The organism is Arthrobacter sp. G119Y2 (assembly GCF_038069765.1).
GTDB lineage: Bacteria > Actinomycetota > Actinomycetes > Actinomycetales > Micrococcaceae > Arthrobacter_B.
On the sequence record NZ_JBBPFS010000004.1, the window covers coordinates 306,850 to 329,582 of the forward strand.

Genomic DNA, 22,733 nt, shown 5'->3' on the forward strand with positions numbered 1-22,733 from the left:
TCCTTTTACGCGTTAGCGGTGGCTACAGCCGTTTTACTCGGCGGTCTTCTCCGCGGACTTGTCGGCATGGGCACCGGAAGCCTTGGCAGCGTCAGCAGTCTTCGAAGCTGCTTCCTTGCTGTGCTTGGCGGCCTCGGTGACCTTCTCGCCGCTCCGGGCAGCTGCGCGCTCGGCAGCTTCCTTGATGCTGGCAACGGTCTCCTTGGTTTCCTGCACGGATTCCTTGCCGTTGGAAGCAGCCTTGGAGGCGGCGCTGTCAGCGGGCTTGGGAGCCGCAGGAGCCGGAGCCGTGGAAGCAGCTGCGGCGGACGGAGCCGGGGAGCTGTCAGCGGGCTTGGGTGCGGCGGGCTTGGGCTCGGGAACCTTGATGGTTTCGGGCTTGGCCGGTGCCGGAGTCTTCCACGGATCCTCCACGGGACGCGAAGCACGCCAGGCAGCAACACCGGCAGTGACGGCTGCGGCGAGGATGCCGAAGATCAGCCAGCCCTTGCCGCCGCCCTTGCGGTTCTTGCGGGCAGCCTTGGCAGCCTGTTCAGCAGCCTTCTGGGCCTTCTTCAGGGCCTTCTTGTTGCCGGTCGCCTTGGCAACGGCCGTCTGCACCGGAATGGAAGCGGCGCCCAGGCTGCGGGTTACCGTAGCCGAAGCGTCTCCGATCCGGGTGGACAGGCCGGGAATGTAATCATCCACAACCTTGTCCCGTGCACCGGTGATTACCGGAGTGGCACGGTCCAGGGTGTGCTGGAGACGCGGTGTGGCTTCGTCCACGGCGCTGCTGATCTTCGGTCCGACCTTCTGCAGGCCTTCCTGAATACGGGGGGTGACCGTTGCTACTCCCGCGGCGACGCCGTCGCCGGCGCGCTTGAGGCCTTCCTGGATCTTGGGTGAAGCGGTTTCGATGCCCTTTTCGATGCGGGGCATTGCCCAATCGCGTGCGGCTTCCACCTTCGGTGCAGCCCAGTCACGTGCGGTCTCTACGCCTGCAGTGACATTGGCTTCAAAGTCATGGGCCATGCGGTCCTTCTTCTTCAAAACTACCTCCCGGGATAGTGACGGTTCATCCTTACCCTACGTTGCCATGGCAGGTGCGTGCTATTGACGGTCCGGACGGGACGGACTTTTCACTGTGCGCTGAACCTGGCCATTTCCGCCCACGGGCGGCGCCGCCGTGGAACAATGAAATATATGACTGCTATTCCTACCGCAATTGCAACCATCCACACTTCCCTTGGCGACATCAAGGTCAACCTCTTCGGCAACCACGCGCCCAAGACGGTCAAGAACTTTGTCGGCCTCGCCACCGGTGAGATCGAGTGGACCGACCCGGCAACAGGAGAGAAGACCAGCCGTCCGCTGTACGACGGCACCATCTTCCACCGCATCATCAAGGACTTCATGATCCAGGGCGGCGATCCCCTGGGCCGCGGCACCGGCGGACCGGGCTACCAGTTCGACGACGAGATCAACCCCGACCTGGACTTCTCCACGCCGTACAAGCTGGCCATGGCCAACGCCGGCATCCAGATGGGACGCGGCACCAACGGGTCGCAGTTCTTCATCACCTCCGTGCCGACCACCTGGCTGCAGGGCAAGCACACCATCTTCGGCGAGGTAGCCGATGACGAGTCCCGCGCACTGGTTGACCAGCTCAACGCCGTCGCCACCGACATGCGCGACAAGCCGGCCGAGGACGTTGTTATCAAGAACATCACCGTCGAGCAGCTCTAGTTTTTTCACGGATGCCCCGGTCGGATTTTTCGGCCGGGGCCTTTCGTCCATCTGGCCTCATTTCTTTTTGGGAGTACCGCAATGTCGTATGGAGTGCCTGCTGAAACACCGGCCTCACAGGTTCCCGTCTGTCCGCGACACCCCGACCGGGTCAGCTACATCCGCTGTCAGCGCTGCGGCCGCGCAGCCTGCCCGGAGTGCCAGCACGCAGCCCCGGTAGGGGTCCAGTGCGTGGATTGTTTCCGCGAAAGCCGGCGGCAGGCCCCGGAATACCGGACGCCCTACGGGGGCAGGGTGTCGCAGGGCAGGCCTGTTGTCACCATCTCCCTGATGGCCCTCTGCGCGGTGTTCTTTGTCATTCAGTTCCTCTATCCGCCCTTCACCCAGCAGCTTTGGTACGCTCCGGTGCTTACCGGCGTCGAACCGTGGCGGATGTTGACCTCGGCTTTCTTACATTTCCCCGGTGGAATACTCCACATCCTGTTCAACCTCTACGCTCTCTGGTTCCTGGGGCAGGGGCTGGAACCGCAGTTGGGCCGGCTCCGCTTCACCCTGTTGTATCTCATCTCCGCGTTCGGGGGCTCGGTGGGCGTACTGGCGATCAGCCCGCTCTTCCAAGCGGTTGTCGGGGCATCCGGGGCAATCTTCGGCCTCTTCGGAGCCCTGCTGGTGGTCCTGCTGCAACGGCGTGCCAGTGTGCGGTCCGTGCTGATTCTGCTGGCCGCCAACTTTGCGCTGGGACTCTTTGTTCCCAACATCGCCTGGGAGGCGCACCTGGGCGGTCTCCTGACCGGCGCGGCCTGTGCAGCCGTCCTCGTCTACGCGCCCAAGGGCAAGAACCGGTCCCTCGTGCAGTTCGGCGGGCTGGCAGCAATCGCCGTGGTCCTGTGCATTCTGACGATGGTGCTGGCCGGGGCCAAGGGCCTGGTCTAAACCCCGCCGCGGCATCCAATCCACAGGCACCCGCGAGTTTTCCACAGGGATACCCACAGTGTTAATAACTCGTGGTGACGCAGTGCCCGTTAGCGGCGCCGACTGCGCCCTTTCCGGCTGCAAACCAGCAGTGATTAAGGGGTTTGCGTGGTTGCGGACGGGTGTTCTTGGGAGGTGCCCCGCTGGGAGGAACCACTGCGAAAACCTCATGCAGGCTTCGATACTGAAAGTTATCCACAGGCTGTGGGGACAGCTGTGAACAGGTTATCCAGAGGTAAAACTGAGTTACACACATGTAATTCCACAGTTGTGGATAACTTCTGAGCCCGTGATGCCGGTGATTTCGCCCGGATGCTCCGGAAAGTTACGCACACCTGTGGATAACTCTGTGCACAGTGTGTGCACAAAGGTTCTGCACAGGGGAAGGTGTTGCGGTTGTGGCTGCATGGTCATCTCGCAGCTGCACGATGGATCCGTCTGTACCCGCTATCTGCACGATAGATCCCGCATGTTCCCGTATGTACTGCCGGTGCTGACCGCTCCTGATCGGCTGCTTGGCGTGACCCGGCATTAAAAGGACGGCGCAGGTTGACCGGCGGGAGCCGGGCAACCTGCGCCGTCCTGTGCGCTCTCGGCGCTGCTAAGGGTCTCTGTCAGCTTCGGTAACGGTACTGCCGGGAGGAAGCTGTCCTCAGCGCCAGCGGGTGGTCATAAGGAAACCGACAATGGCGATGCCGAAGCCCACCAGGATGTTGCCGGCTCCGAGTGCGGGAACCGGGAAACGGCTCTCCGAAATGTAGAAGACGATGATCCACAGCAGTCCGATGATCATCAATCCGAACATCACCGGCTTGTACCAAACCGGATTGGGCTTGGGGGCCGAAGCTGCCTTGGATACAGGCGCTGCGGGTGCGGATTTCTTGCGGGACTTCGACTCGGGCACGGATCCTCCTGGCGGAACCGGCTCTTTTGACGCCGGTGTATACGGTCATGGCGGGGCCCGGGGTGCAGTGCTGCCCCAGCGGGCTGCTGCCCGGCTGTATCCTGACTGGGGGCTGCCACCGCACCTGGGTGTTTCCCTTGTACTCATCGTAGCGAATATCGGTCCCCATCCGTGCCGCCGCACGACACTCTGGTCTTGAAGGAAAAGGGGAACTATGGCGACCACCAGCAGGGCAACGCACACGCGCCGGGGATCCCGCGCGGCCGGCGAACGGAGACGCAGGCGCAGTCCCGGTCAACTGGTGATTCAGGTGATCGGTGAACTGCTGATCACCCTGGGGCTGCTATTGGTGCTGTACGTCGTGTGGGAACTCTGGTGGACCAACATCGACGCCAACAACAAACAGGAGCAGGCCGTGGGCAACCTGTTCTCCGAATTCGACGGGCCGGTTGCACCGGCACCGGATGCTGCGGCGTCGGTCCCCGACTACGGTGACCCGGTGGTGCTGCCCGCCATCGAAGAGGAGGGCCGCACCTTTGCCGTGGTCTATATTCCCCGGTTCGGGGACACCTATTCCCGTCCGGTCACCAGCGGCGTCGGGACAGCGGTGCTGGATTCGCTGGGACTGGGGCACTATCCCTCCACAGCGATGCCGGGAGAAATCGGAAACTTTGCGGTTGCGGGACACCGGCAGACACACGGGCAGGTCCTGGATGCCATTCATACGCTTGTTCCGGGAGACGAGATTTACGTGCAGACCAAGGACGGCTACTACACGTACGTCTACCGCAACAACCAGATCGTGCTGCCGGACCGGGTGGATGTCATTGCGCCCGTCCCCACGCAGCCTGCAGCGATACCGACCGAGCGTTTCTTGACGCTGACCAGCTGTAACCCCCGCTTTGGCGCGGAGGAGCGGATTATCGCCTACGCCGTAATGGACGACTGGCAGCCGCTGTCCGCTGGACCGCCCGCTGAGATTGCTGCCCAAGTAGCCCAGAACGCGGAAGGAGCGAAGTAAAATGTACGCTTGGATCTTTCGAAATCTCCCGGGTCCGCTCTGGGTGCGCATCCTCACGGCGCTCGTGCTGATTGCCGGGGTGGTCCTGCTCCTCATGAACTACGTCTTTCCGTGGTTCTCCGAATACAGCTTCCTCAATCCCCTCACCGACTCCACGATTGGCGGTTCCTAGAACGCATGAGCAGCATCCGAATCCTGGTTGTCGACAACTACGACAGTTTTGTTTACACGCTGGTGGGATACCTCCAGCAGCTTGGCGCGGAGACCACAGTGGTGCGCAACGATGATGTCACCCTCGCCGAAGCCGTTGAGCTGGCTGCCGCCCGCGACGGCGTCCTGGTCTCACCTGGCCCCGGAGCTCCGGCCGAGGCCGGCGTGTGCGTTGATCTGATCCGCTGGTGCGGGGAAGTCAACAAGCCGATGCTCGGGATCTGCCTCGGACATCAGGCCTTGGCCGAGGCCTACGGGGGGACGGTGACCCACGCACCGGAACTCATGCACGGCAAAACCTCGCTCGTCCGGCATGAGGGCACCGATGTCTTTGCCGGTCTGCCAAGCCCCGTCACAGCCACGCGCTACCATTCCCTGGCGGCAGTGGCCGACAGCATTCCGAAGGAACTCCAGGTCACGGCGCGCACCGACAGCGGAATCATCATGGGACTCCGCCACGCCTCCGCGCCTCTTTCCGGGGTGCAGTTCCATCCCGAATCGGTGCTGACCGAAGGCGGTTACCAGATGCTGGGAAACTGGCTGGAAGGACTGGGCCTGGCCGGAGCGGCGGCCCACGCCGCCACTCTCAGCCCGCTCATGTCCACCGCATCCGACGCCCAGTCCCGCTAGTCGTTGTCCTTCTTCTTCCCCTTTGCCGTCTCTGACGGTTCAGGGGAGGCACTCGGGCTGGGCTCGGGTTCCTCCGTTGGTTCAACCGGCGCCTTGGCCACGGTGAGGGAGATGGTGCTTCCCTGCTCCACGTCCATTCCGCCGGGGACGCTCTGCGCGGTGACCGTGCCGGGGGGTACGGTCGCATTTTCCACCTCGTTGACGGTGACCGGCAGCTGGTAGGCAGGATCGGCGAGGATGATCTGCGCATTCTCCAAAGTTGTGCCGATGAGATCCGGAACAGTCACGTTGCCGGTGGAGAGCACCAGATTCACGCTGCTGCCCACAGGCACGGCCTCGCCGGGGGCCGGATTGGTGGACAGCACCCTGCCCGCCGCCACTGTGGCGCTGTTCGCCTCTGCCGTTGTTCCGCCCTGCAAGCCAAGGCTTCGGAGGGCATCGCGTGCTTCGGGTTCCGTCATACCGGCCAGGTTGGTCGGTATGGTCACGCTGGAGGGCCCCTGCGAGATCAGGAGAGTGACATTTTCATTTAGCGGAACCTCAGTTCCGCCCTCCGGCTCGGTACCGATCGCAAGGCTGCTCTTCACGGTGTCGCTGTATTCGGTTTTGATGGTCGGGGGTCCGAACCCCGCGTCCATGATGATGTTCAGCGCGTCCGTCTGGCTCTTGGACTGCACATCGGGCATCACGGCCGTTGCCGGGGCCGTTTCCTTGGGATTCATCAGGTTGAAGGCCAGCACGGTTCCGGCGCCCAACAGCAGCAGCAGGACGATGAACAGCGTGGTGATCCAGGCCCGGCGCCGGGCTTTCTGCTCCGGATCCCGCTCTCCGGTGGAACCGATGGCCAGTGCCTCGGGGGCGTGGCCGCCGTCGTCCTTTCCCTCGGCGGAAGTGGTGAGCGGACCGCCGGCCCGCACCCGGGCCATGGCCCGCGTGCGCGGCTCGTCTTCGATGGCGCTGACGTCGACGGCGGGACGGGCCGGGGCTGAAACGGCCAGGGCCTCGGTGGCATCCGTCGCCGGTGCCGGATCATGGGCAGGCTCCCCGCTGCGGACAGCGAGCAGGGCATCGCGGAACGCATGGGCGTCCTGGTAGCGGTCCCGGCGGTCCTTCGCCAAGCCGCGTTCCAGTACGGCATCCAGCGCTGCGGGGATCTCCGCGTTAAAGCTGCTGGCTTTCGGCGGCGTTTCACGGACGTGCTGGTACGCCACGGAGACCGGGCTGTCGCCGATGAAGGGGGGCCGGCCGGCCAGCATTTCAAACAGCAGACAGGCAGCCGAATAGAGATCGCTCCGGGCATCAACGGTTTCCCCGCGGGCCTGTTCCGGTGAAAGATACTGGGCCGTGCCGATGACGGCTTGGGTTTGGGTCATGGTGGCGGCGGAATCCGCCATGGCGCGGGCAATGCCGAAGTCCATGACCTTGACGCCGCCGTCAGCGGTGACCATGACATTGGCGGGCTTGATATCCCGGTGGACAATGCCGGAACGGTGGCTGTATTCCAGCGCCGAAAGGACCCCGAGGATGTACTCGACAGCCTTGTCAATGCTGATCTCCCCGGCTTTGACCAGGTCCCGCAGCGTCCGCCCCGGGACATACTCCATCACGATGAACGGAAGCCGGACGTCGTCCGGCGACGACCCCGGGGACTCCTGGTCGCCCGTGTCGTAAACGGAAACAATTGCCGGGTGGTTCAGTCCGGCTACTGCCTGTGCCTCCCGCCGGAAGCGGGACTGGAAGAGGGGATCGCGGGCGAGATCGGGGCGCAGCACCTTGATAGCCACGGAACGGCCCAGCCTGATATCCCGGCCAAGGTACACGTCTGCCATGCCGCCGCGGCCGATAAGCTCAGCGATTTCGTAGCGGTCGTTCAATACGCGCTCGGTATTCAGGGTGGGCTGTCCTTTAAGGAAGTCTGCGCTCATGATGGCTTACCCGGCCGAAGGATTCGTGCCGCTGGGTGCTGCGGGTACGGTGGCCTGGTTTGTCTGGGACGGCTCCGGCACCGGAACGCTCGTCGGGGCCGGTTCAACTGCGGCGGGTCCCTCGGAGGTAAAGTACGTCACGGTTGATCCCTGGGGAAGAGGTGCGCCCTCGGACGGATTGACGGCCACCACCGTTCCCTGCGGCTGGTTGGAGGCACGTGTGCCTCCGTTGACCGGGACCAGGCCGGCGGCGCTGATCCGCTGTTCGGCAGCGGCCGAGGTCTGTCCGCTGAGTCCGGAGGGAACCGTGGTCATGGTCTCGCTCGGTGCCGGGGTGCTGGGCTCGGCGGTGGGCTCCGGTGCCGTGTAGTAGCTGACCGTCACCCGATCGCCGCGGGAGAGCACGCCTACGGGACTGACGTCGAAAACCAGCCCTTCCGGGTTGTCCCCGGATTCCACCGGGTTGCCGCTGACGGAAAGTCCGAGATTGCTCAGCTCAGCTTCCACATCGGCAAAGTAACGGCCCTCAAAACTGGCGGCGTTGATCGTGATTTCGTCGGCGTTCTCCGTCGGAGTGGCGGACGCCGAGCGGGTGGCGCTCGGGCTGGGCTGGGAGGACGTGGCCGACGGCGCCGGCTCCGCCTCGTCGTCGTTGGATCCGGTGAGCAGGAACGCGGCAACCGCGCCGGCGATGATCAGCACCAGCACGGCAATGAGGGGAATCAGCCAGGGGCTGCGGCGCTTGGCCGGAGCATCATCCCCGTCACCGTCGGAGGCATCGCCGTCGACGTCGTCCACATCCTCGTCCGTCCACTCACGCGATGCTGCGAGCTCGCCGGTCGCGGCGGACTCCGACCCCACTGCCGCGCCCGCGACGGTGGGCAGTGCGGAGGTGGACGGCGCGGTGTTCACTACGCGGGTGGCTGAGGTTCCGGTGGTGGGCACCGGCGCGGTCACCGCATCGGTCACGGCAGTGGCGCCGCCGCCGCCGAAGAGCAGCATGCCGGGAACGGCAGCTTCGGCAGCGGCAATGTCACCGCGGCGGATGGCTGCAACAGCCCGGGCCAGCGCTTCGGCGTCGGAGGGCCGGTCGGCCGGGTCCTTTGCCAGCATGGACATGATCAGCGCGCGGACCGGAAGCGGAATGCTCTCGGGCAGCGGCGGCGGGGTGTCATTGACCTGTGCCAGGGCAATGGCAATCTGTGATTCGCCGGAGAACGGGCGGGTACCGGCCAAAAGCTCATAGCCGATGACGCCAAGGGCGTAGATGTCACTGGAGCCGGTGGCCTGCTGGCCGGTGGCCTGCTCCGGCGCCAGGTACTGGGCGGTGCCCATCACCTGTCCGGTGGCGGTCAGCGGCACCTGGTCGGCAAGGCGCGCAATGCCGAAGTCGGTGATCTTGACGCGGCCGTCGGGCAGAATCAGGAGGTTGCCGGGTTTGACGTCGCGGTGGACGAGACCCTGCTTATGGGCGGCAGCCAGTGCGGTGGCCGTCTGGCCGATGATGGAAAGGGCGCGGTCCGGCGTCAGGCTCTTGTCGCGTTCGATGATGGAGGACAGGGGCAGGCCCGGAACCAGTTCCATCACCAGGTAGGCCGATCCCTCTTCCTCGCCGTAGTCGAACACGTTGGCAATGCCTTCGTGGTTCAACAGCGCCGTGTGGCGGGCCTCGGCCCGGAAACGGTTCAGGAAACCAGGATCCCCGGTGTACTCCTCCTTGAGGATCTTGATGGCAACAATCCGGCCCAGGACCAGGTCCCGTGCCTTCCAGACTTCACCCATACCGCCAATGGCGATACGGTCAGTGAGCTGGAATCTGCCGCCTAAGGTGATTCCCGATGTAGGCCTCACTTATTTAACACCGCCTCTAGGAGTTTCTGCGCGCTTGGAGTGGTCAGTTGGGATCCGGTGGTCAGGTCCACGTCTTCCATGACGATGGAAATGGCCACTTCGGGGTCGTCGGCCGGAGCGAAGCCGGTGAACCAGGCGTTGTCGCCCTTGTTCTCCACTTCGGCGGTGCCGGTCTTTCCGGCCACCTTGAAACCGGGAACCTGAGCTGCGGATGCGGTGCCGTTGTTCACGACGCCCACCATCCAGTCAGTGAGCTGGCGGGCGGTCTCGGGGCTTACTGAAGTGTTCAGGACTTCCGGCTCCGGCTCGTCAATGATCGACAGGTCGGCCGCACGGACATTCCGAATCAGGTTGGGGGTCATCTGGACACCGTTGTTGGCGATGGCCGAGGACATCATGGCGATCTCCAGCGGAGTTGCCGTGACGCTGTACTGGCCGATGGAGGCCTGGGCCAGCTGGGCCTGGTCCATTTCAGTGGGGAAGCCGCTGGCCACTATGTTTTCAATGCCGCGGTCCGGAAGCCGCAGGGATTCGTTCCAGCCAAATTTCTCGGCCTGCGAGGCAATGGCATCCTCGCCGAGATCCCAGGCGATCTGCGCGAAAACGGTGTTGCAGGACTGCTCCAGCGCGAATCCGATCGTGGCCTCGGTCCGGACACCGCAGTTGCCGTTGGTGTAGTTCGGCAGGGAAATGTTGGTGCCGGGCAGCGGCAGCGAATTCGGATTGTCGATCAGCGTGTCAGCGTCATATTCGCCGGACTCAAGGGCGGCGGCGGCATCCACGAGCTTGAAGACCGACCCGGGGGCCAGCAGCGACTGGGTTGCGGCGTTGGTATAGGGGGACAGCCCCTCGACGGTCAGCAGTTCCTGCATGTTTTGTTCCACCACCGTGGTGTCATGGCCGGCGAGGAGATTGGTGTCATAGCTGGGCTTGGACACCATGGCCAGGATGTTTCCGGTTTTCGGTTCCATCATGACGATGGAGCCTTTTTGGCCCTCGGGAATGAGGTCGTAGGCCAGCTGCTGCAGTTCGGAATCGATGGTCAGCTCCACCGAGGCACCCTGGACCGGGTTGCCGGAGACCAGCTGCACCAGACGGTCGAAGAACTGCTGGTCACTGGTCCCGCTGAGCTGGGCATTCATGACACTTTCCAGCTGCGTGACTCCGCTGGCCAGGGAGAAATATCCCGTCAGCGAGGAGTAGAGCTCGGGCTGGTGGTAAACCCGCTGGAAGTTGAACTGATCATCCGAGGGCACGGATTCAGCGATCGGAGCTCCGTCCACCAGGATGGCGCCGCGGTTCTGGCCGAAGTTCTGGTAGATGGTCCGGTTGTTGTTCGGATCAGCGTTAAGCTCCTCGGCGGCGAAGAACTGGACGTAGGTCAGCGACCCGAGGATGACGATAAACATGGACAGAGCTACGATCCAGCTGTTGCGGATGGCCTGATTCATGAGCTGTGCACCTCCCGGTCCCTTGACTTGTTTTTCCGCGGTGCCGAGCCCACCGGTGACTCCTGCATTGCAGGCACCATGGGCCCGGTCACGGGCCCCGTGGCCGCAGGACGGCGGGCGGCGTCGGAGATCATCAGCAGCAGCGCGACAATGATCCAGTTCGCCAGCAGCGACGATCCTCCCGCCGACATGAACGGCGTGGTGAGGCCGGTCAGCGGAATGAGGCGGGTGACGCCTCCGATGACGACGAAGCACTGGAGTGCGATGGTGAAGGACAGCCCGCACGCCAGCAGCTTTCCAAAGCCGTCGCGGGTCCCCAGTGCGGCGCGGAATCCGCGGGAGACGAGCAGGACATACATCAGCACAATTGCGAAGATGCCCAGCAGGCCCAGTTCCTCGCCCAGGGCGGCGATGATCATGTCGGAGTTGGCGTAGATGACGAGGTCAGGGCGGCCCTGTCCCAGCCCCGTTCCGGCGAGGCCGCCGCTGGCGAGCCCGTACAGGCCCTGGACCACCTGCCAGCTGCCGCCCGGGCGGTCGATGACCTCGGGGTCGAAGGCATTAATCCAGCCGTCGATCCGCAGCGCGACGTGGCTGAAAAGCTGCATGGCGACAAAACCGCCGGCGGCGAGCAGGGCAACGCCGATGAGCACCCAGCTGACCCGGCTCGTGGCCACGTAGATCATCGCCATGAAAAGGCCGAAGAACAGGATGGAGGAACCCAGGTCGCGCTGGAGGACCAGCACGCCGATGCTGACAACCCAGGCGGCCATCATGGGGCCGAGGTCCTTGAGCCGTGGCAGTTGCAGCGGACCCACCTTGCGGCCGGCCATCAGGATGAGATCGCGGTTGGTGGATAGATACCCGGCGAAGAATATAGCGAGGGTAATCTTGGCGACCTCCCCGGGCTGGAACGTGCCGAAACCGACGTTGATCCAGATCCGGGCACCGTTGATTTCCTGTCCCAGAGGAGCGGGCATCAGCGGCAGCAGCAGGAGGATGGCGCTGACAATCAGGGAAATGTAGGTGTACCGCCGCAGGATCCGATGGTCTTTGATCACGAAAAGCACGGCGATGGCCGCGGCGACCGCGACGGCGCTCCAGAGCAGCTGCCGGTCGGCGGCGTTATCGTCGTTCGCGATGTCCAGACGGTGGATCATCGCGAGGCCGATCCCGTTGAGCGCTGTGACAATGGGAAGTATTACCGGATCGGCATACTTTGCGCGGATCCGCAGGACGATGTGGAACACCAGAACGAGTCCCACGAGTGTGGCTCCCTGGGTCCAGAAGTCGGAGTCAAAGGCCCGGTCCTGGTCCAGGCCGACAACGAAGTTCGCCCCGATACCCACCAGAAGGGCGAGCAGCAGGAGCACTGCTTCGATGTTGCGCCGGGATTTGGGCACGGTCAGCACATCGGACATTACTTCTGCCCTCCGCAGTTAACGGGACTGGCAGGGGGCTGCGCGGACGCCGAAGGAGAGGCCGACGCCGAGGGTGCGGGGGCCGCACCGCCGGCGACCGGAGCCGTCGTGGCGGGGGCAGCGGGATCACAGGCACCGGACTGGGCCGTGCCCCGGAGGTCCTCGACGATTTGTTCAGCGTGCAGCAGGTCCTTCGCGGGAATGGTGCCCTGGACCCGGTTGCGCTGGTATTCGGGAAGGCTGTCCACGGGAATCTCGGTTCGTTCAGTGACGGTGGAAAGCCGGATCGGTCCGAGTGACTGCGAGACGCCGTTGTAGATGGCGACGTTGTTGTCGCTGGAGCCGACGTAGTAGCGCGTCTGGGTCCAGGTGTAGCCGACCCAGAGCACGGCTGCCAGCAGGACGGCTATCAGGGCCAGCGCGGCAGGCACCAGCCAGCGCCGCCGCTTTTTGGGCGATTCCTGCTCGGGTGCGGCTTCGGATTCCGGTGCGGCCTTATGGGTCAGCAGGCGGGCGGCGCGCCGTTCGGCCGTCCTTTTGGTGACGATGGGGATTTGTCCGGTTTCGGTGGCCAGCGATGCTGCTCCCACCAGGATGTGCGGACGCGAGGAAAGGTCCTGACGGATCAGGTCCGCACGGATGGGTTCGTCGTCGTTGGGCCCGGTATCCGACGGGTTTGCAGTGTTGTCGTTGCCGGCGGTGGCCGTTGCTGCGGCTGGCGAAGCTGCCGGCAGGACGGGTCCACCGGGGAGGGGGATGCGGGAGGAAGGGGTTTCGGCGGGAAGCGAATCATCCGGGACTTCGTCAATTTCGATGACCGCAACCGTCACGTTGTCCGGGGAGCCGCCTGCAAGGGTGAGCTCCACCAGGATGTCCACGCAGCGCTGCAGGTCCGGGGTCTCCCGGAGGACTGTTTCGATGTCCGAGTCCCGGAGCACCGCCGTCAACCCGTCAGAACACAGCAGCCATTTCTCGCCCGGTTCCACCTCGAAAGTGGCAAGATCCAGCTCAGGGCTGGCATCCACGTCGCCAAGCACGCGCATGAGGACGTTTTTGTGGGGGTGTACTTCGGCTTCGTCGGGGCGCAGCCGGCCTTCATCGATAAGCCGCTGGACAAAGGTGTGGTCGATGCTGACCTGTTCGAAGACGCCGTTCTTGAGCCGGTAGGCGCGTGAATCGCCGATATGGGCAAAAGCGAACCGGTTGCCGTTCAGCAGCAGCGCCGTCACGGTGGTTCCCATCCCGGACAGCTGCGGGCTGGTGGTTACCAGTTCTGAAAGGAGGGAATTCGCGGCCTGGATTTCATCGGCGAGCACGGTCAGGGGCTCGTCGTCGTACGTTCCCCGGTCCAGATGGACCAGGTCCAGGACGGTGGAGGCCGAGGCAACGTTGCCGCCTGCATGGCCGCCCATGCCGTCGGCGACGACGGCAAGATAGCGGCCGACGTAGGCGGAATCGTCATTCTTCAAACGAACCATGCCGACGTCGGACCGTGCTGCATATTTGAGCACCAGCGCCACGGCTAAGGCCTCAACTCAAGGACCGTCTTGCCGATGCGGATCGGCACCCCGGGTTCCACGGGCAGGGCCCGTGTCAGTTGGCTGCCGCCGAGGAACGTGCCGTTGGTGGATCCGAGGTCCTCGATGAACCAGCGGCTGCCCTGGGGGAACAGGCGGGCGTGACGGCCGGAGGCGTAGTCATCATCGAGCACGAGCGTTGCTTCCTGGGCGCGGCCGAGCAGGATGGGGCTGGAGGCGAGCTCCAGCGTGGTGCCGCGCAGCGGTCCCTCGGTCACCACAACCTGGCGGGCCGGGACCTTGGCCGGAGCGGGCGCCTGCTTTTCCAGGGCCGGGTTGCGGCGGATCTGCCGTGCGCTGGGCGTACCGGTCCGGTTGCGGCTGCCGACCACCAAATCGCGCCGGATCGCTCCGACGACGCTGAGGACCATCAGCCACAGCAGAATCAGGAACCCGTAGCGGAGCAGGGTCACGATGAGTTCACCGTTCACTAACGTCCCCCGGCCCGATGCGGCAGAAGCCGGAACGTGATGCGGGTGCGACCCATGGCAATAGTGGAACCATCCGTAAGATCTGCTTCCCCTTGTACTTTCTGACCGTTGACGAAGCTTCCGTTGGTGGAACCGAGGTCGATGGCGCGGCTGGCACCGTTTTCGGTGCGGATTTCCAGATGCCGGCGGGAAACGCCGGTGTCATCAACGAGGATATCGGCCTCGGAGGACCGCCCGAGAACAACGGAGGGAGCGTTGAGCGAATACCGTTGACCGTCAATATCCAAAACAGGCTGCATCCGCCCCGGCCCCTGGCGGGGAGTGGGCGGGGGAGTCGCGCGGGGTGCGGGCGATCCGGCCTTCTCCGTTGCGGAGTCAACCTCGAGGACGCCGGGCTTCAGCGCCGAGTCTCTGGTGAAGGAAACACGCACCGGACCCTGGAGGGTGTACGACTGGCTCCGGGCGTGCTTAATGACGACGTCGCACAGCTCTTCAGCCAGCGGTGCTCCCCATTCCTGGGCGCGCTTGAAATCTGAGTCGGACAGGCGGGCAGTGAAGACGTTGGGTGCCAGGGTGCGTCCCTGACCCACCGTGAAGGAGCGCTCGTCCAGTTCACGCCGCAGGGCGATGGCCAGTTCAAGTGGTTCCACCCTGCCGGACGAGCCCGAGGAGAAGGCACCCCGCACAACCTTTTCGATCCCGCGTTCGACGTTATCGAGTAAGCCCATGTCCGCCTCCTTCCCTAGGTCCTGATGCTGTCCGGATGTCCGGCTGATACGTGGACCAATGTGCCATAACCAGCCGCCCGGCAGCGGCGCCGAATGTGCCCGCAGGGGCGATTCCAGCGCAGTGACAAGGCAGGCCAAAGGTACACAGGTCCTCTTCGATACTACTGGGGACAGCTGAGAAATGTCCTAACGCGGCTGCGGCGCCCGAAGGTGTCGCGCGGCCGCAAGCGTGCCCCCGGGCAGGCGGCGAAGCTGTGCTTCCTGGCACTCCCGGTACCCAAAAACCTTGCAAACGCGCGGTTTTTAACCCGATTCCACGGCCGTTTAGGTGTTTCCCCAAAATGTGGGTATGCTTGATTCTGCTGTTCCCGAGGAATCGAGACGCCGCCGGTTGTGAGACCGAAGGCACACTCTCCACGGGAAACCATTTAGGCGCGAGTGGCGGAACGGCAGACGCGCTGGCTTCAGGTGCCAGTGTCCGAAAGGGCGTGGGGGTTCAAATCCCCCCTCGCGCACAAAATGAATCACCCCGGTCGAGAGACCGGGGTGATTTTTTTATGCCCAAAACCGCCGGTCTTCCCGAACCTCCGGTCGGCGCAGCGAAACCGGCGCCCGTAATCCGTACGGTAGATGCCGCCACGATGCAGGAGGTTGCCGGCACACCGGCAACCTCCGTATTTCCGGCAGTGAAGCTCCTGTCTGCCGAACAGGCCTGACGGAACCGGGGGCTAGCGGCGCTGTTTGGGCTCTTTCGCCGCCATGTGCGCTGCCTGCTGGGCTTTGCGCTCCTTCTTGGCCTCTGCTTCCTTGACGCGCTTGGCTTCCTCTCGCACTGCGGCAAAGCTGGCGCGTTCTTCGACGAGCCATGCGGGCGGAGCGGCCAGCAGAGCGGTGATTTCCTCCGTGGTCAGGGCTTCCGTGATGCCGGAGCGGGTAAGGCCGCTGATGGAAATGTTGAGCTTCTGCGCGACGACGGGGCGGGGGTGCGGGCCGTTGCGGCGCAGATCCACCAGCCACTGAGGGGGATTGGACTGAAGTTCATCAAACTGGGCCCGGGAAATAGGCCCGTCCTGGAACTCCTGCGGAGCGGCGGGCAGATAGATGCCCAGTTTCTTGGCTGCCGTGGCAGGTTTCATGGATTGGGATTTCTCGGAAGTCATCTAATAAGGGTATCCGGAGCAGGAGGCGCGGGTATCCTTCAGCGGCACGCGGGCGGCATGGCCGGACAACACCCTGGCTACCGGCAGGGAAATGATGGGTGTCCTGCCTGGGCTAACCTGAAAAGGTGCCAACTGATGCCCCCCACCACACGCCCCGTCCAGCCCGTCCCCTGAAGCTGGCCTACGTTCCCGGAGTGACGCCCGGAAAATGGATCGGCCGGTGGAATGAGCGGCAGGACCGCGAGCTGCAGGCTTATCAGTGCCCCGAAGATTCGGTTGAGGATGACCTGCGCGCCGGGCGCGCCGACGTGGTCTTTGTCCGCGTTCCGGATCAGGAGTACACCCGTCCCGCCGGCTTGAGCGTCATCGCCCTCTATGACGAGCGTCCGGTAGTGGCCGCGGCGAAGGATTCCGCCGTCGCCGCCTTCGATGAGTTGGACCGTGCCGACCTGGCCGGCGAGAACCTTCTGGACATCCGTGAGGTCGGCGGCGCCGACGTCGGCATGGAAGTGGTTGCTTCGGGTGCCGGGCTGCTGATCCTTCCCATGTCCGTGGCAAAGCTCTACTCCCGCCGTGATGTCGTGGCACGGCCGCTGACCGGTGTTCCCGGGACCCGGATTGCCGTTGCCTGGCTGGAGGACAGCGAGGACGAGGGAATCGAAGAGCTGGTGGGTATTGTGCGCGGGCGGACGGCGAACAGTTCACGCCAGCCCTCCGTGCAGGCGGACCAAAAAAAGACGGCCCGGCAGCGGACAAAGGAACGCCAGAGCCGAAGCGCCGACAAGACCGCCTCGACGTCCGGCGGGCGCTCCGGTGGCAAGGGGAGCGCCGCAGGCAAAGGGAGCGCCGGCGGCAAGGGGAGCGCCGGCGGCAAGGGCAGCGCCGCAGGCAAAGGCAAGGGCAGCCGCCAGGGCGGAAAGCCGCGCGGGGGCCGCTAGCCCGGAAGCCGCGTCTGTCCCGTCAGCTTGGCGCTCGAGCGGCGCAGCGTCGGGTTCGCGCCCGGCGTCCCGCTGGCGGACACCCGCGGAAACACCGGCTTCAGCTCCATCAGGACTGGCCTGTCCGGCGGCAGGGACGTTCCGGACAGGTCAGTGCTCACCCAGCCGGGGCTTCAGCCGGGACTCTTCCAAGTCCAGCAGGCGCTGGGCGTCGGCGAGGGTCCGGGACGGGAAGTGCCCTTCCCTGCGTGCCAGCAGCAGCGCCTCGCGTTCGGCGTCGACGACGGCGCGGCGCAGTTCGCGGTACTGCAGCTGGGGGGTGGGGGAGGTCCCGACACCGAGAGCCTTGACCCGCTCCCAGGCCAGCTCGCTGCGCAGGAAGGTGCTTTGCCGCACGCGTTCCACGACGTCCGGATCCACATCGGCATCCAGATGGAGGCAGGCAGCCGGATTCTCCAGGACCCGCAGGCCCGCATCGCTGATTTGGTCCAGCAGGGTCGCCAGGCTGCGCTGGTCCGCAGCGGCATTGACCCCGCGGACCTCGAGCGCCCGGATCACCCAGGGCAGGGTTCCGCCCTGCAGCAGCAGGGTCACCACGGCCACGGTAAACGCGATCAGCACCAGCTGTTCCCGGTACGGAGTGCTGTCCGGCAGTGACTGTGCCGCGGCAAGAGTCACCACGCCGCGCATGCCGGACCAGCCGATCACCACGCCGCCGCGCCAGTCCAGGCCTTCGGCGCGCAGCTGCACAATGTCGCTTTTGCGGCGGCGGTAAATCTGCTCCCTGCGCTCGGCGCGGCGCCGGGCCCGCTCATCTCCGGGACCCTGCAGCTTCACCCGGTCCAGGGCGGCCCGGAACCGGTTGGTCCGCCTTTCCTGGTAACCCACCTTGGCCCGCAGCAGCAGGATCAGCGGACCCATCCAGGCAAACCGGATGAGAATGAGCAGGGCTGTCACCGCCAAACCGATCCCCACGGACTCCCCGACGGTCAGGAGTTCCGGATTGATTTCCTCCACGAGGTACCGGATTTCCAGTCCCATCAGCAGGAAGACTCCGTTTTCCAGCAGGAACTGGACCGTGTGCCAGTTGACGCTGTCATTAATCCGCGCCTGGGCACTGAACGCAGATCCGCTGCGGTGCCCGGTGTACAGCCCGGCAACCACCACGGCCAGCACTCCGGAGGCATGCATTTCCTCGGCAGGAATAAAGGCCAGGAAGGGCACCACAAAGGAAATGGCGGTATCCAGGACAGGGTCATGCAGCTTGGAGCGGATGTAGACGGTGGCAGCACCCACCAGGAGCCCGACGGCGACGGCGCCGACCACCGCAAATCCGAAGTCGGCCACCCCGTCCCAGATGCTGGCCAGGCCGCCGGCACTGGCGGCGATCGCAGAGCGCAGCAGTACCAGGGCGGTGGCGTCGTTGACCAGCCCTTCACCCTCGAGGACGGTCACCAGCCTCGGCGGCAGTCCGAGTTTCTTGCCGATTGAGGTCGCAGCCACGGCGTCCGGCGGGCTGACGACGGCGCCCAGCGCAATGGCGGCGGCGAGGTTCAGATCCGGCAGCAGGATATAGAGCAGCAGTCCGGTGGCAAACGCCGAGAACAGCACCAGGAAAACGGACAGGCTCGAGATGGCGCCAAAATTCCGCCGGAAGTCCACCACGGGGACGTTCACCGCCGCCGCGTACAGCAGCGGAGGCAGCACACCCATCAGGATCACTTCATGCGGAACGGTGAAGGTGGGCAGGCCGGGCAGATATGACAGCCCGAGCCCGACCACCACCAGGATCAGGGGCGCAGCAATGCCCAGCCGCTTGGAAAATGCGGCGACGGTGACGATGACAGCCACGCCGATGACAGCAAATAGGGCTAGTTCCACACCCGCCATTATCGTTCACGACGGTGAACGATTCTAATTTTCCCGGCGGCGGAGCCGCCGGAATGCAGCCGCTAGGCCACAGCCCACTGGGTCAGGGTCAGGAAGGCGGCATGGATGACTCCGTAGATGGCGTAGACGGTGACCGGAACCATCAGGGCCCATTCCCGCCACGATCCCGCTGCACCGATGAGGGGCAGTGACATGGCGCCGCTGCTGCGCCACAGCTTGTTCAGCACCGGCATGCCGGCCAGGGAGCGCGGACGCTTGATCCGCAGAGGCCAGAGGATCATGACGCCCTGATGGGTCAGCAAATCTCCGACAATGTGAACGGCGACGCCCAGCCCAACGGCCACGGGAAGCCAGTCATTGTTTTCGGGGGCGTAGACGGCAATGAAGGCCGAAAGTCCGAGTGCCAGCAGCCAGCTGCGGCCGGGACCGCCGGCGATCTTCAGGGCTTTGAGTGCAAAACCCATCAGCAGTACCGACAGCAGCCCCGCCCCCACGGCCACGGAACCGAAGAGGGGGACGACGGCGGTGACCTTGCCGAGCGCGGTGGACAGGGCAACAAACACCGCCAGCCCCAGCAGGGAATGCGTGCCGCGGCGGTGTCCGCCGCTGATCTGCTCGGTAATGCGGGCCAGGACCTTGGTGACCGGCGGCAGGGAATGCGCAATGGTTCCGCTGTGGTGGTCGAGGTCCGGGAGCAGGGCTGCTCCGGCGGTGAGCAGGGCTCCGGTAACCACGCCCAGCGGCGTCACCGGATACCAGCCGAGGGCGTGCGGTGCGGTTGAAGCGACAGCAATCCAGGCTGCTGCGCCTGATGCTGCGTGATGACCACCCATCATGGTGCGTGGGGTCCTTCCCTAGGGCGGTGTGAAGCACCGAAAACTTTCGTAACTTCTTATGTTTTCACGCGCCGGTGACACTTCCGGCACGCCAGTCACATCAGCACCGCGGACACGACGACGGCGGGGCACCCGCCCGGGTGCCCCGCCGTCGTCGTGCGCCGGTTAGGCCAGCGAAGCCAGGCCGAAGATTGCTGCCGCCAAGCCAAAGCCCATGACGCCGATCAGTGTTTCCAGCACGGTCCAGGTCTTCAGGGTGGTTTTGACATCCATACCCATGAACCGGCCAACCAGCCAGAAGCCGGAGTCATTCACGTGGCTGACCACCACGGAGCCGGCGGCGACGGCCACCACCATGGCGGCGGTCTGGACGGTGTTGTATCCGGCGTCCAGGACGCCCGGGGCGATCAGTGCGGCGGCGGTGGTGAGGGCCACCGTGGCCGAACCCTGGGCGATGCGGAGGATGGCGGCAATCAGGAAGCCGGCGAGGATCAGCGGAACACCGAGGTCGCTGAGGACGTCGCCCAGCGCGTCACCGATGCCGGAGGTGCGCAGGACGCCTCCGAACATGCCGCCGGCGCCGGTGATCAGGATGACGGAGCAGACCGGGCCCAGCGCGGATTCCAGGACCTTCTCGATGGCCGTTTTGGATTCACCGCGCCGGGTTCCCAGGACCACGCAGGCCACGAGGAGGGAAATCAACAGTGCCACCGGCGTTTCACCCAGGGTGCGCAGGAAAGCGAACCAGGGCTGCTCGGCGGCTTCGGCGGAAACGACGCCGGCCGAGGCCAGGGTGTTCAGCCCGGTGTTCAGGAAGATCAGGATCAGGGGCAGCAGCAGGACGGCCACCACGGTGCCGAACTTCGGCGGGTTCTTGATCTCGTCGCCGTCGACTTCACCGAGCACAGGGGGGACCGGCAGGACAAACTTCCTGCCCGCCCAGAGGCCGAACAGATAGGACGTGACGTACCAGGTGGGCAGGGCAATAACCAGGCCGATGATCAGCACGACGCCGATGTTGGCTTCGAAGAACCCGGAGGCCGTGACGGGGCCGGGGTGCGGGGGTACGAAGACGTGCATAACGGAGAACGCTCCGGCAGCCGGAAGTCCGTAGCGGAGCACTCCGCCGCCCAGGCGCCGTGCCACCGAGAAGATCACGGGGAGCATGACCACGAGGCCGGCGTCAAAGAAGATGGGGAAGCCGAAAATCAGTGAGGCAACGCCCAGGGCGAAGGGGGCGCGCTTCTCGCCGAAGGCCCGGATCATCGTGTCCGCCAGAACCTTGGCGCCGCCGCTGGTTTCCACCAGCCGGCCAAGCATCGCGCCGAGGCCCACCAGCAGGGCCACCGTGGCCAGCGTCGAGCCAAAGCTTCCGGTGAGCACCGTAACCACGCTGGCAGTGGGAATGCCGGTGGCGAACGCCGTCAGCAGGCTGACCAGGATCAGCGAGACAAAGGCATGCAGGCGCAGTTTCAGGATCAGGAACAGCAGCAGCGCGATGGCTCCTGCCGCGATCAGGAGGAGGGGACCCGCGCCGAGGGTTTGGGACCAGCCTTCAATTGTCATGGATTTGCTCCGTTGTTGTGGGGAACTGCTGCTGGGTGGGTGGCTGCTGCGGCAGGCGCCGAAGCATGAGCCGTTGGTGTGGGGTTGTTGCTAGGGCTTAGTTGGCGGGGAGGTGCAGCCGGGTGATGATGTCCCCGGCGATCTCGCCCGGAGGTTTCAGGATGTCGACGACGATGCCCGCCTCATCCTCGGCCAGCGGCTCCAGGGTGTTGAGCTGGGAGGGCAGCAGGGAAGCGGGCATGAAATGGCCGCTGCGGGTCTTCATCCGTTCGCGCAGCACGGCGGCGTCCCCGTTGAGGTGGATGAAGTGCACTTCTCCCGCTGCTGTGGCCAGCACATCGCGGTAGACCCGCTTGAGCGCGGAACAGGTAACGATCGTGGACCGCCCGTTCCCGGCCTGGGTGTCCATCCACGTGCGGATGGAGTCCAGCCAGGGCCAGCGGTCCTCGTCGGTCAGCGGGGTGCCGGAGGACATTTTCGCAATGTTCGCTGCGGGGTGGAATTCATCGGCTTCCGCGGCTATCCAGCCCAGCTGCTCCGAGAGCAGCGTGGAGATGGTGGTCTTGCCGGAACCGGAAACACCCATGATGACGAGGTGCTGGGGGGTGGGGCTCATGTCTCTCCTTGGACGCCGTTGTCGCGGAGCGGGCGAACCCCTCCGAAGTAATCTGAGCACAAAGGTATCACCATACAAGTGATTGATAACACCAATGCCGCGCTAGGCTTGTTTTTTGTAGATCTTGCCGCAACAGGCAGTCAGGGGAACAGCGTGGAGCGCAGTGTGCCGCAGCGGCCGGCGGCAACCGTCATGAACGGTGCCATCATTGACGCCATCGGTGCCGACATCATCTCCGGAGTCCTCCAGCCCGGGGGCCGGCTGACGCTGGACGGCCTGCAGGAAGAATTTGGCGTCTCCCGCACGGTGGTGCGGGACTGCATGCGGATCCTGGAGTCCATGAACCTGGTCTACTCCAAGCGGCGGATCGGGATCGTGATCCAGGAGCCGCGGCACTGGAACTGGTTCGACTCCAGAATCATCCGATGGCGCCTGAACGGTCCCGGCCGGGACGAGCAGTACCGGACGCTGACGGAACTGCGGGTGGCGGTGGAACCGATGGCAGCCTGCGGGGCGGCACGGCACGCCGGCACGGAGGACCGGAAAACGCTGGTGGAGCTTGCCGCGCAGATGCGGGAGCTGGGGGAAGAAGGCCGGCTGGATGATTTCCTGGCGGCCGACATCGCCTTCCACACCCTCCTGCTGCGCACCAGCGGTAACGAAATGTTTGCGTCCCTGGATTCGGTTGTCGCGGAGGTCCTGACCGGGCGGACCCTGCAGGGGCTCATGCCCGACCACCCGCGGGAAGTGGCACTGCAGGGCCACGAGCAGGTGGCACGGGCCGTGGCGGACGGCGACTGCGACGAAGCGATGCTGCAGATGGCCGCCCTGCTGGAAGAAGTCCGCACTGCGGTGACGTAGCTGCCGGGTTAAACGGCAGC

General features: G+C 64.8%; 22 protein-coding genes and 1 tRNA gene. 8 read left to right on the plus strand and 15 right to left on the minus strand.

Annotation, left to right across the window (positions count from 1 at the left end):
• Window positions 1–33: 33 nt before the first annotated feature.
• Window positions 34–1,011: a hypothetical protein gene (locus tag WKB88_RS10745; protein WP_341394553.1), complete on the minus strand. Its 978-nt coding sequence runs from the start codon at window positions 1,009–1,011 to the stop codon at window positions 34–36.
• A gap of 171 nt (window positions 1,012–1,182) precedes the next feature.
• Between WKB88_RS10745 and WKB88_RS10750 the strand changes: the two genes are divergently transcribed.
• Together WKB88_RS10750 and WKB88_RS10755 are read left to right on the plus strand one after the other, a co-directional pair.
• Entirely contained in the window at window positions 1,183–1,725 is a 543-nt protein-coding gene (locus WKB88_RS10750; protein ID WP_341394554.1) for a peptidylprolyl isomerase, read from the plus strand.
• 231 nt (window positions 1,726–1,956) lie between these two features.
• Complete coding sequence (locus WKB88_RS10755; protein WP_341394555.1) at window positions 1,957–2,658, plus strand: rhomboid family intramembrane serine protease; 702 nt, start codon at window positions 1,957–1,959, stop codon at window positions 2,656–2,658.
• 691 nt (window positions 2,659–3,349) lie between these two features.
• On the opposite strand, the gene WKB88_RS10760 is transcribed toward WKB88_RS10755, so the two are convergent.
• Window positions 3,350–3,601 carry a cell division protein CrgA gene (locus WKB88_RS10760; RefSeq protein WP_341394556.1) on the minus strand — a complete coding sequence of 84 codons (252 nt, stop codon included), beginning with the start codon at window positions 3,599–3,601 and terminating at the stop codon, window positions 3,350–3,352.
• A 214-nt stretch (window positions 3,602–3,815) separates the two neighbouring features.
• Here WKB88_RS10760 and WKB88_RS10765 point away from each other — a divergent pair, with 214 nt between their 5' ends.
• Genes WKB88_RS10765 through WKB88_RS10775 form a run of 3 tightly spaced genes read left to right on the plus strand, consistent with a single transcriptional unit; the run spans window position 3,816 to window position 5,462 of the window.
• On the plus strand, window positions 3,816–4,622 hold the full coding sequence (locus tag WKB88_RS10765; protein ID WP_341394557.1) for a class E sortase: 807 nt from the start codon (window positions 3,816–3,818) through the stop codon (window positions 4,620–4,622).
• 1 nt (window position 4,623) lies between these two features.
• A complete protein-coding gene (locus tag WKB88_RS10770) occupies window positions 4,624–4,794 on the plus strand; it encodes a hypothetical protein (RefSeq protein ID WP_341394558.1) in 171 nt (56 codons plus the stop codon).
• Window positions 4,795–4,799: 5 nt separating this feature from the next.
• Window positions 4,800–5,462, plus strand: a complete 663-nt coding sequence (locus WKB88_RS10775; protein WP_341394559.1) for an aminodeoxychorismate/anthranilate synthase component II — start codon at window positions 4,800–4,802, stop codon at window positions 5,460–5,462.
• On the opposite strand, the gene pknB is transcribed toward WKB88_RS10775, so the two are convergent.
• Genes pknB through WKB88_RS10810 form a run of 7 tightly spaced genes read right to left on the minus strand, consistent with a single transcriptional unit; the run spans window position 5,459 to window position 14,846 of the window.
• The gene (gene pknB / locus WKB88_RS10780) at window positions 5,459–7,387 is read right to left on the minus strand and encodes a Stk1 family PASTA domain-containing Ser/Thr kinase (RefSeq protein WP_341394560.1); all 1,929 of its coding nucleotides are present in this window, start codon (window positions 7,385–7,387) and stop codon (window positions 5,459–5,461) included. The two genes, WKB88_RS10775 and pknB, sit on opposite strands and share 4 nt — an antisense overlap.
• A gap of 6 nt (window positions 7,388–7,393) precedes the next feature.
• Window positions 7,394–9,238 carry a protein kinase domain-containing protein gene (locus tag WKB88_RS10785; protein WP_341394561.1) on the minus strand — a complete coding sequence of 615 codons (1,845 nt, stop codon included), beginning with the start codon at window positions 9,236–9,238 and terminating at the stop codon, window positions 7,394–7,396.
• Window positions 9,235–10,689 carry a peptidoglycan D,D-transpeptidase FtsI family protein gene (locus WKB88_RS10790; RefSeq protein WP_341394562.1) on the minus strand — a complete coding sequence of 485 codons (1,455 nt, stop codon included), beginning with the start codon at window positions 10,687–10,689 and terminating at the stop codon, window positions 9,235–9,237. The genes WKB88_RS10785 and WKB88_RS10790 overlap by 4 nt, the downstream gene beginning before the upstream one ends.
• A complete protein-coding gene (locus tag WKB88_RS10795; protein ID WP_341394563.1) occupies window positions 10,686–12,110 on the minus strand; it encodes an FtsW/RodA/SpoVE family cell cycle protein in 1,425 nt (474 codons plus the stop codon). Before WKB88_RS10795 ends, WKB88_RS10790 begins: the two co-directional genes overlap by 4 nt.
• Window positions 12,110–13,588: a PP2C family protein-serine/threonine phosphatase gene (locus tag WKB88_RS10800; RefSeq protein ID WP_445818911.1), complete on the minus strand. Its 1,479-nt coding sequence runs from the start codon at window positions 13,586–13,588 to the stop codon at window positions 12,110–12,112. The genes WKB88_RS10795 and WKB88_RS10800 overlap by 1 nt, the downstream gene beginning before the upstream one ends.
• 44 nt (window positions 13,589–13,632) lie before the next feature.
• Window positions 13,633–14,118: an FHA domain-containing protein FhaB/FipA gene (locus tag WKB88_RS10805; protein WP_445818903.1), complete on the minus strand. Its 486-nt coding sequence runs from the start codon at window positions 14,116–14,118 to the stop codon at window positions 13,633–13,635.
• A complete protein-coding gene (locus tag WKB88_RS10810; protein WP_341394565.1) occupies window positions 14,118–14,846 on the minus strand; it encodes a DUF3662 and FHA domain-containing protein in 729 nt (242 codons plus the stop codon). Before WKB88_RS10810 ends, WKB88_RS10805 begins: the two co-directional genes overlap by 1 nt.
• 432 nt (window positions 14,847–15,278) lie before the next feature.
• Here WKB88_RS10810 and WKB88_RS10815 point away from each other — a divergent pair.
• Window positions 15,279–15,361, plus strand: a tRNA-Leu gene (locus tag WKB88_RS10815).
• 213 nt (window positions 15,362–15,574) lie between these two features.
• On the opposite strand, the gene WKB88_RS10820 is transcribed toward WKB88_RS10815, so the two are convergent.
• Window positions 15,575–16,006 carry a DUF5997 family protein gene (locus tag WKB88_RS10820; protein ID WP_341394566.1) on the minus strand — a complete coding sequence of 144 codons (432 nt, stop codon included), beginning with the start codon at window positions 16,004–16,006 and terminating at the stop codon, window positions 15,575–15,577.
• A 125-nt stretch (window positions 16,007–16,131) separates the two neighbouring features.
• On the opposite strand from WKB88_RS10820, the gene WKB88_RS10825 reads away from it, so the two are divergent.
• The gene (locus WKB88_RS10825) at window positions 16,132–16,944 is read left to right on the plus strand and encodes a LysR substrate-binding domain-containing protein (RefSeq protein ID WP_341394567.1); all 813 of its coding nucleotides are present in this window, start codon (window positions 16,132–16,134) and stop codon (window positions 16,942–16,944) included.
• On the opposite strand, the gene WKB88_RS10830 is transcribed toward WKB88_RS10825, so the two are convergent.
• From WKB88_RS10830 to WKB88_RS10850, 5 genes are all read right to left on the minus strand, one after another.
• The gene (locus WKB88_RS10830; protein WP_341394568.1) at window positions 16,941–17,105 is read right to left on the minus strand and encodes a hypothetical protein; all 165 of its coding nucleotides are present in this window, start codon (window positions 17,103–17,105) and stop codon (window positions 16,941–16,943) included. The genes WKB88_RS10825 and WKB88_RS10830 overlap by 4 nt on opposite strands.
• Window positions 17,095–18,834 (minus strand): cation:proton antiporter, encoded by a 1,740-nt coding sequence (locus WKB88_RS10835; RefSeq protein WP_341394569.1) that lies wholly within the window; start codon window positions 18,832–18,834, stop codon window positions 17,095–17,097. Before WKB88_RS10835 ends, WKB88_RS10830 begins: the two co-directional genes overlap by 11 nt.
• 62 nt (window positions 18,835–18,896) lie before the next feature.
• Window positions 18,897–19,670: a metal-dependent hydrolase gene (locus WKB88_RS10840; protein WP_341394570.1), complete on the minus strand. Its 774-nt coding sequence runs from the start codon at window positions 19,668–19,670 to the stop codon at window positions 18,897–18,899.
• A 165-nt stretch (window positions 19,671–19,835) separates the two neighbouring features.
• Window positions 19,836–21,236: a GntP family permease gene (locus tag WKB88_RS10845; RefSeq protein WP_341394571.1), complete on the minus strand. Its 1,401-nt coding sequence runs from the start codon at window positions 21,234–21,236 to the stop codon at window positions 19,836–19,838.
• A 97-nt stretch (window positions 21,237–21,333) separates the two neighbouring features.
• On the minus strand, window positions 21,334–21,852 hold the full coding sequence (locus WKB88_RS10850; protein WP_341394572.1) for a gluconokinase: 519 nt from the start codon (window positions 21,850–21,852) through the stop codon (window positions 21,334–21,336).
• 153 nt (window positions 21,853–22,005) lie between these two features.
• On the opposite strand from WKB88_RS10850, the gene WKB88_RS10855 reads away from it, so the two are divergent.
• Entirely contained in the window at window positions 22,006–22,713 is a 708-nt protein-coding gene (locus WKB88_RS10855; RefSeq protein ID WP_341394573.1) for a FadR/GntR family transcriptional regulator, read from the plus strand.
• The last annotated feature ends 20 nt before the right edge of the window (window positions 22,714–22,733 follow it).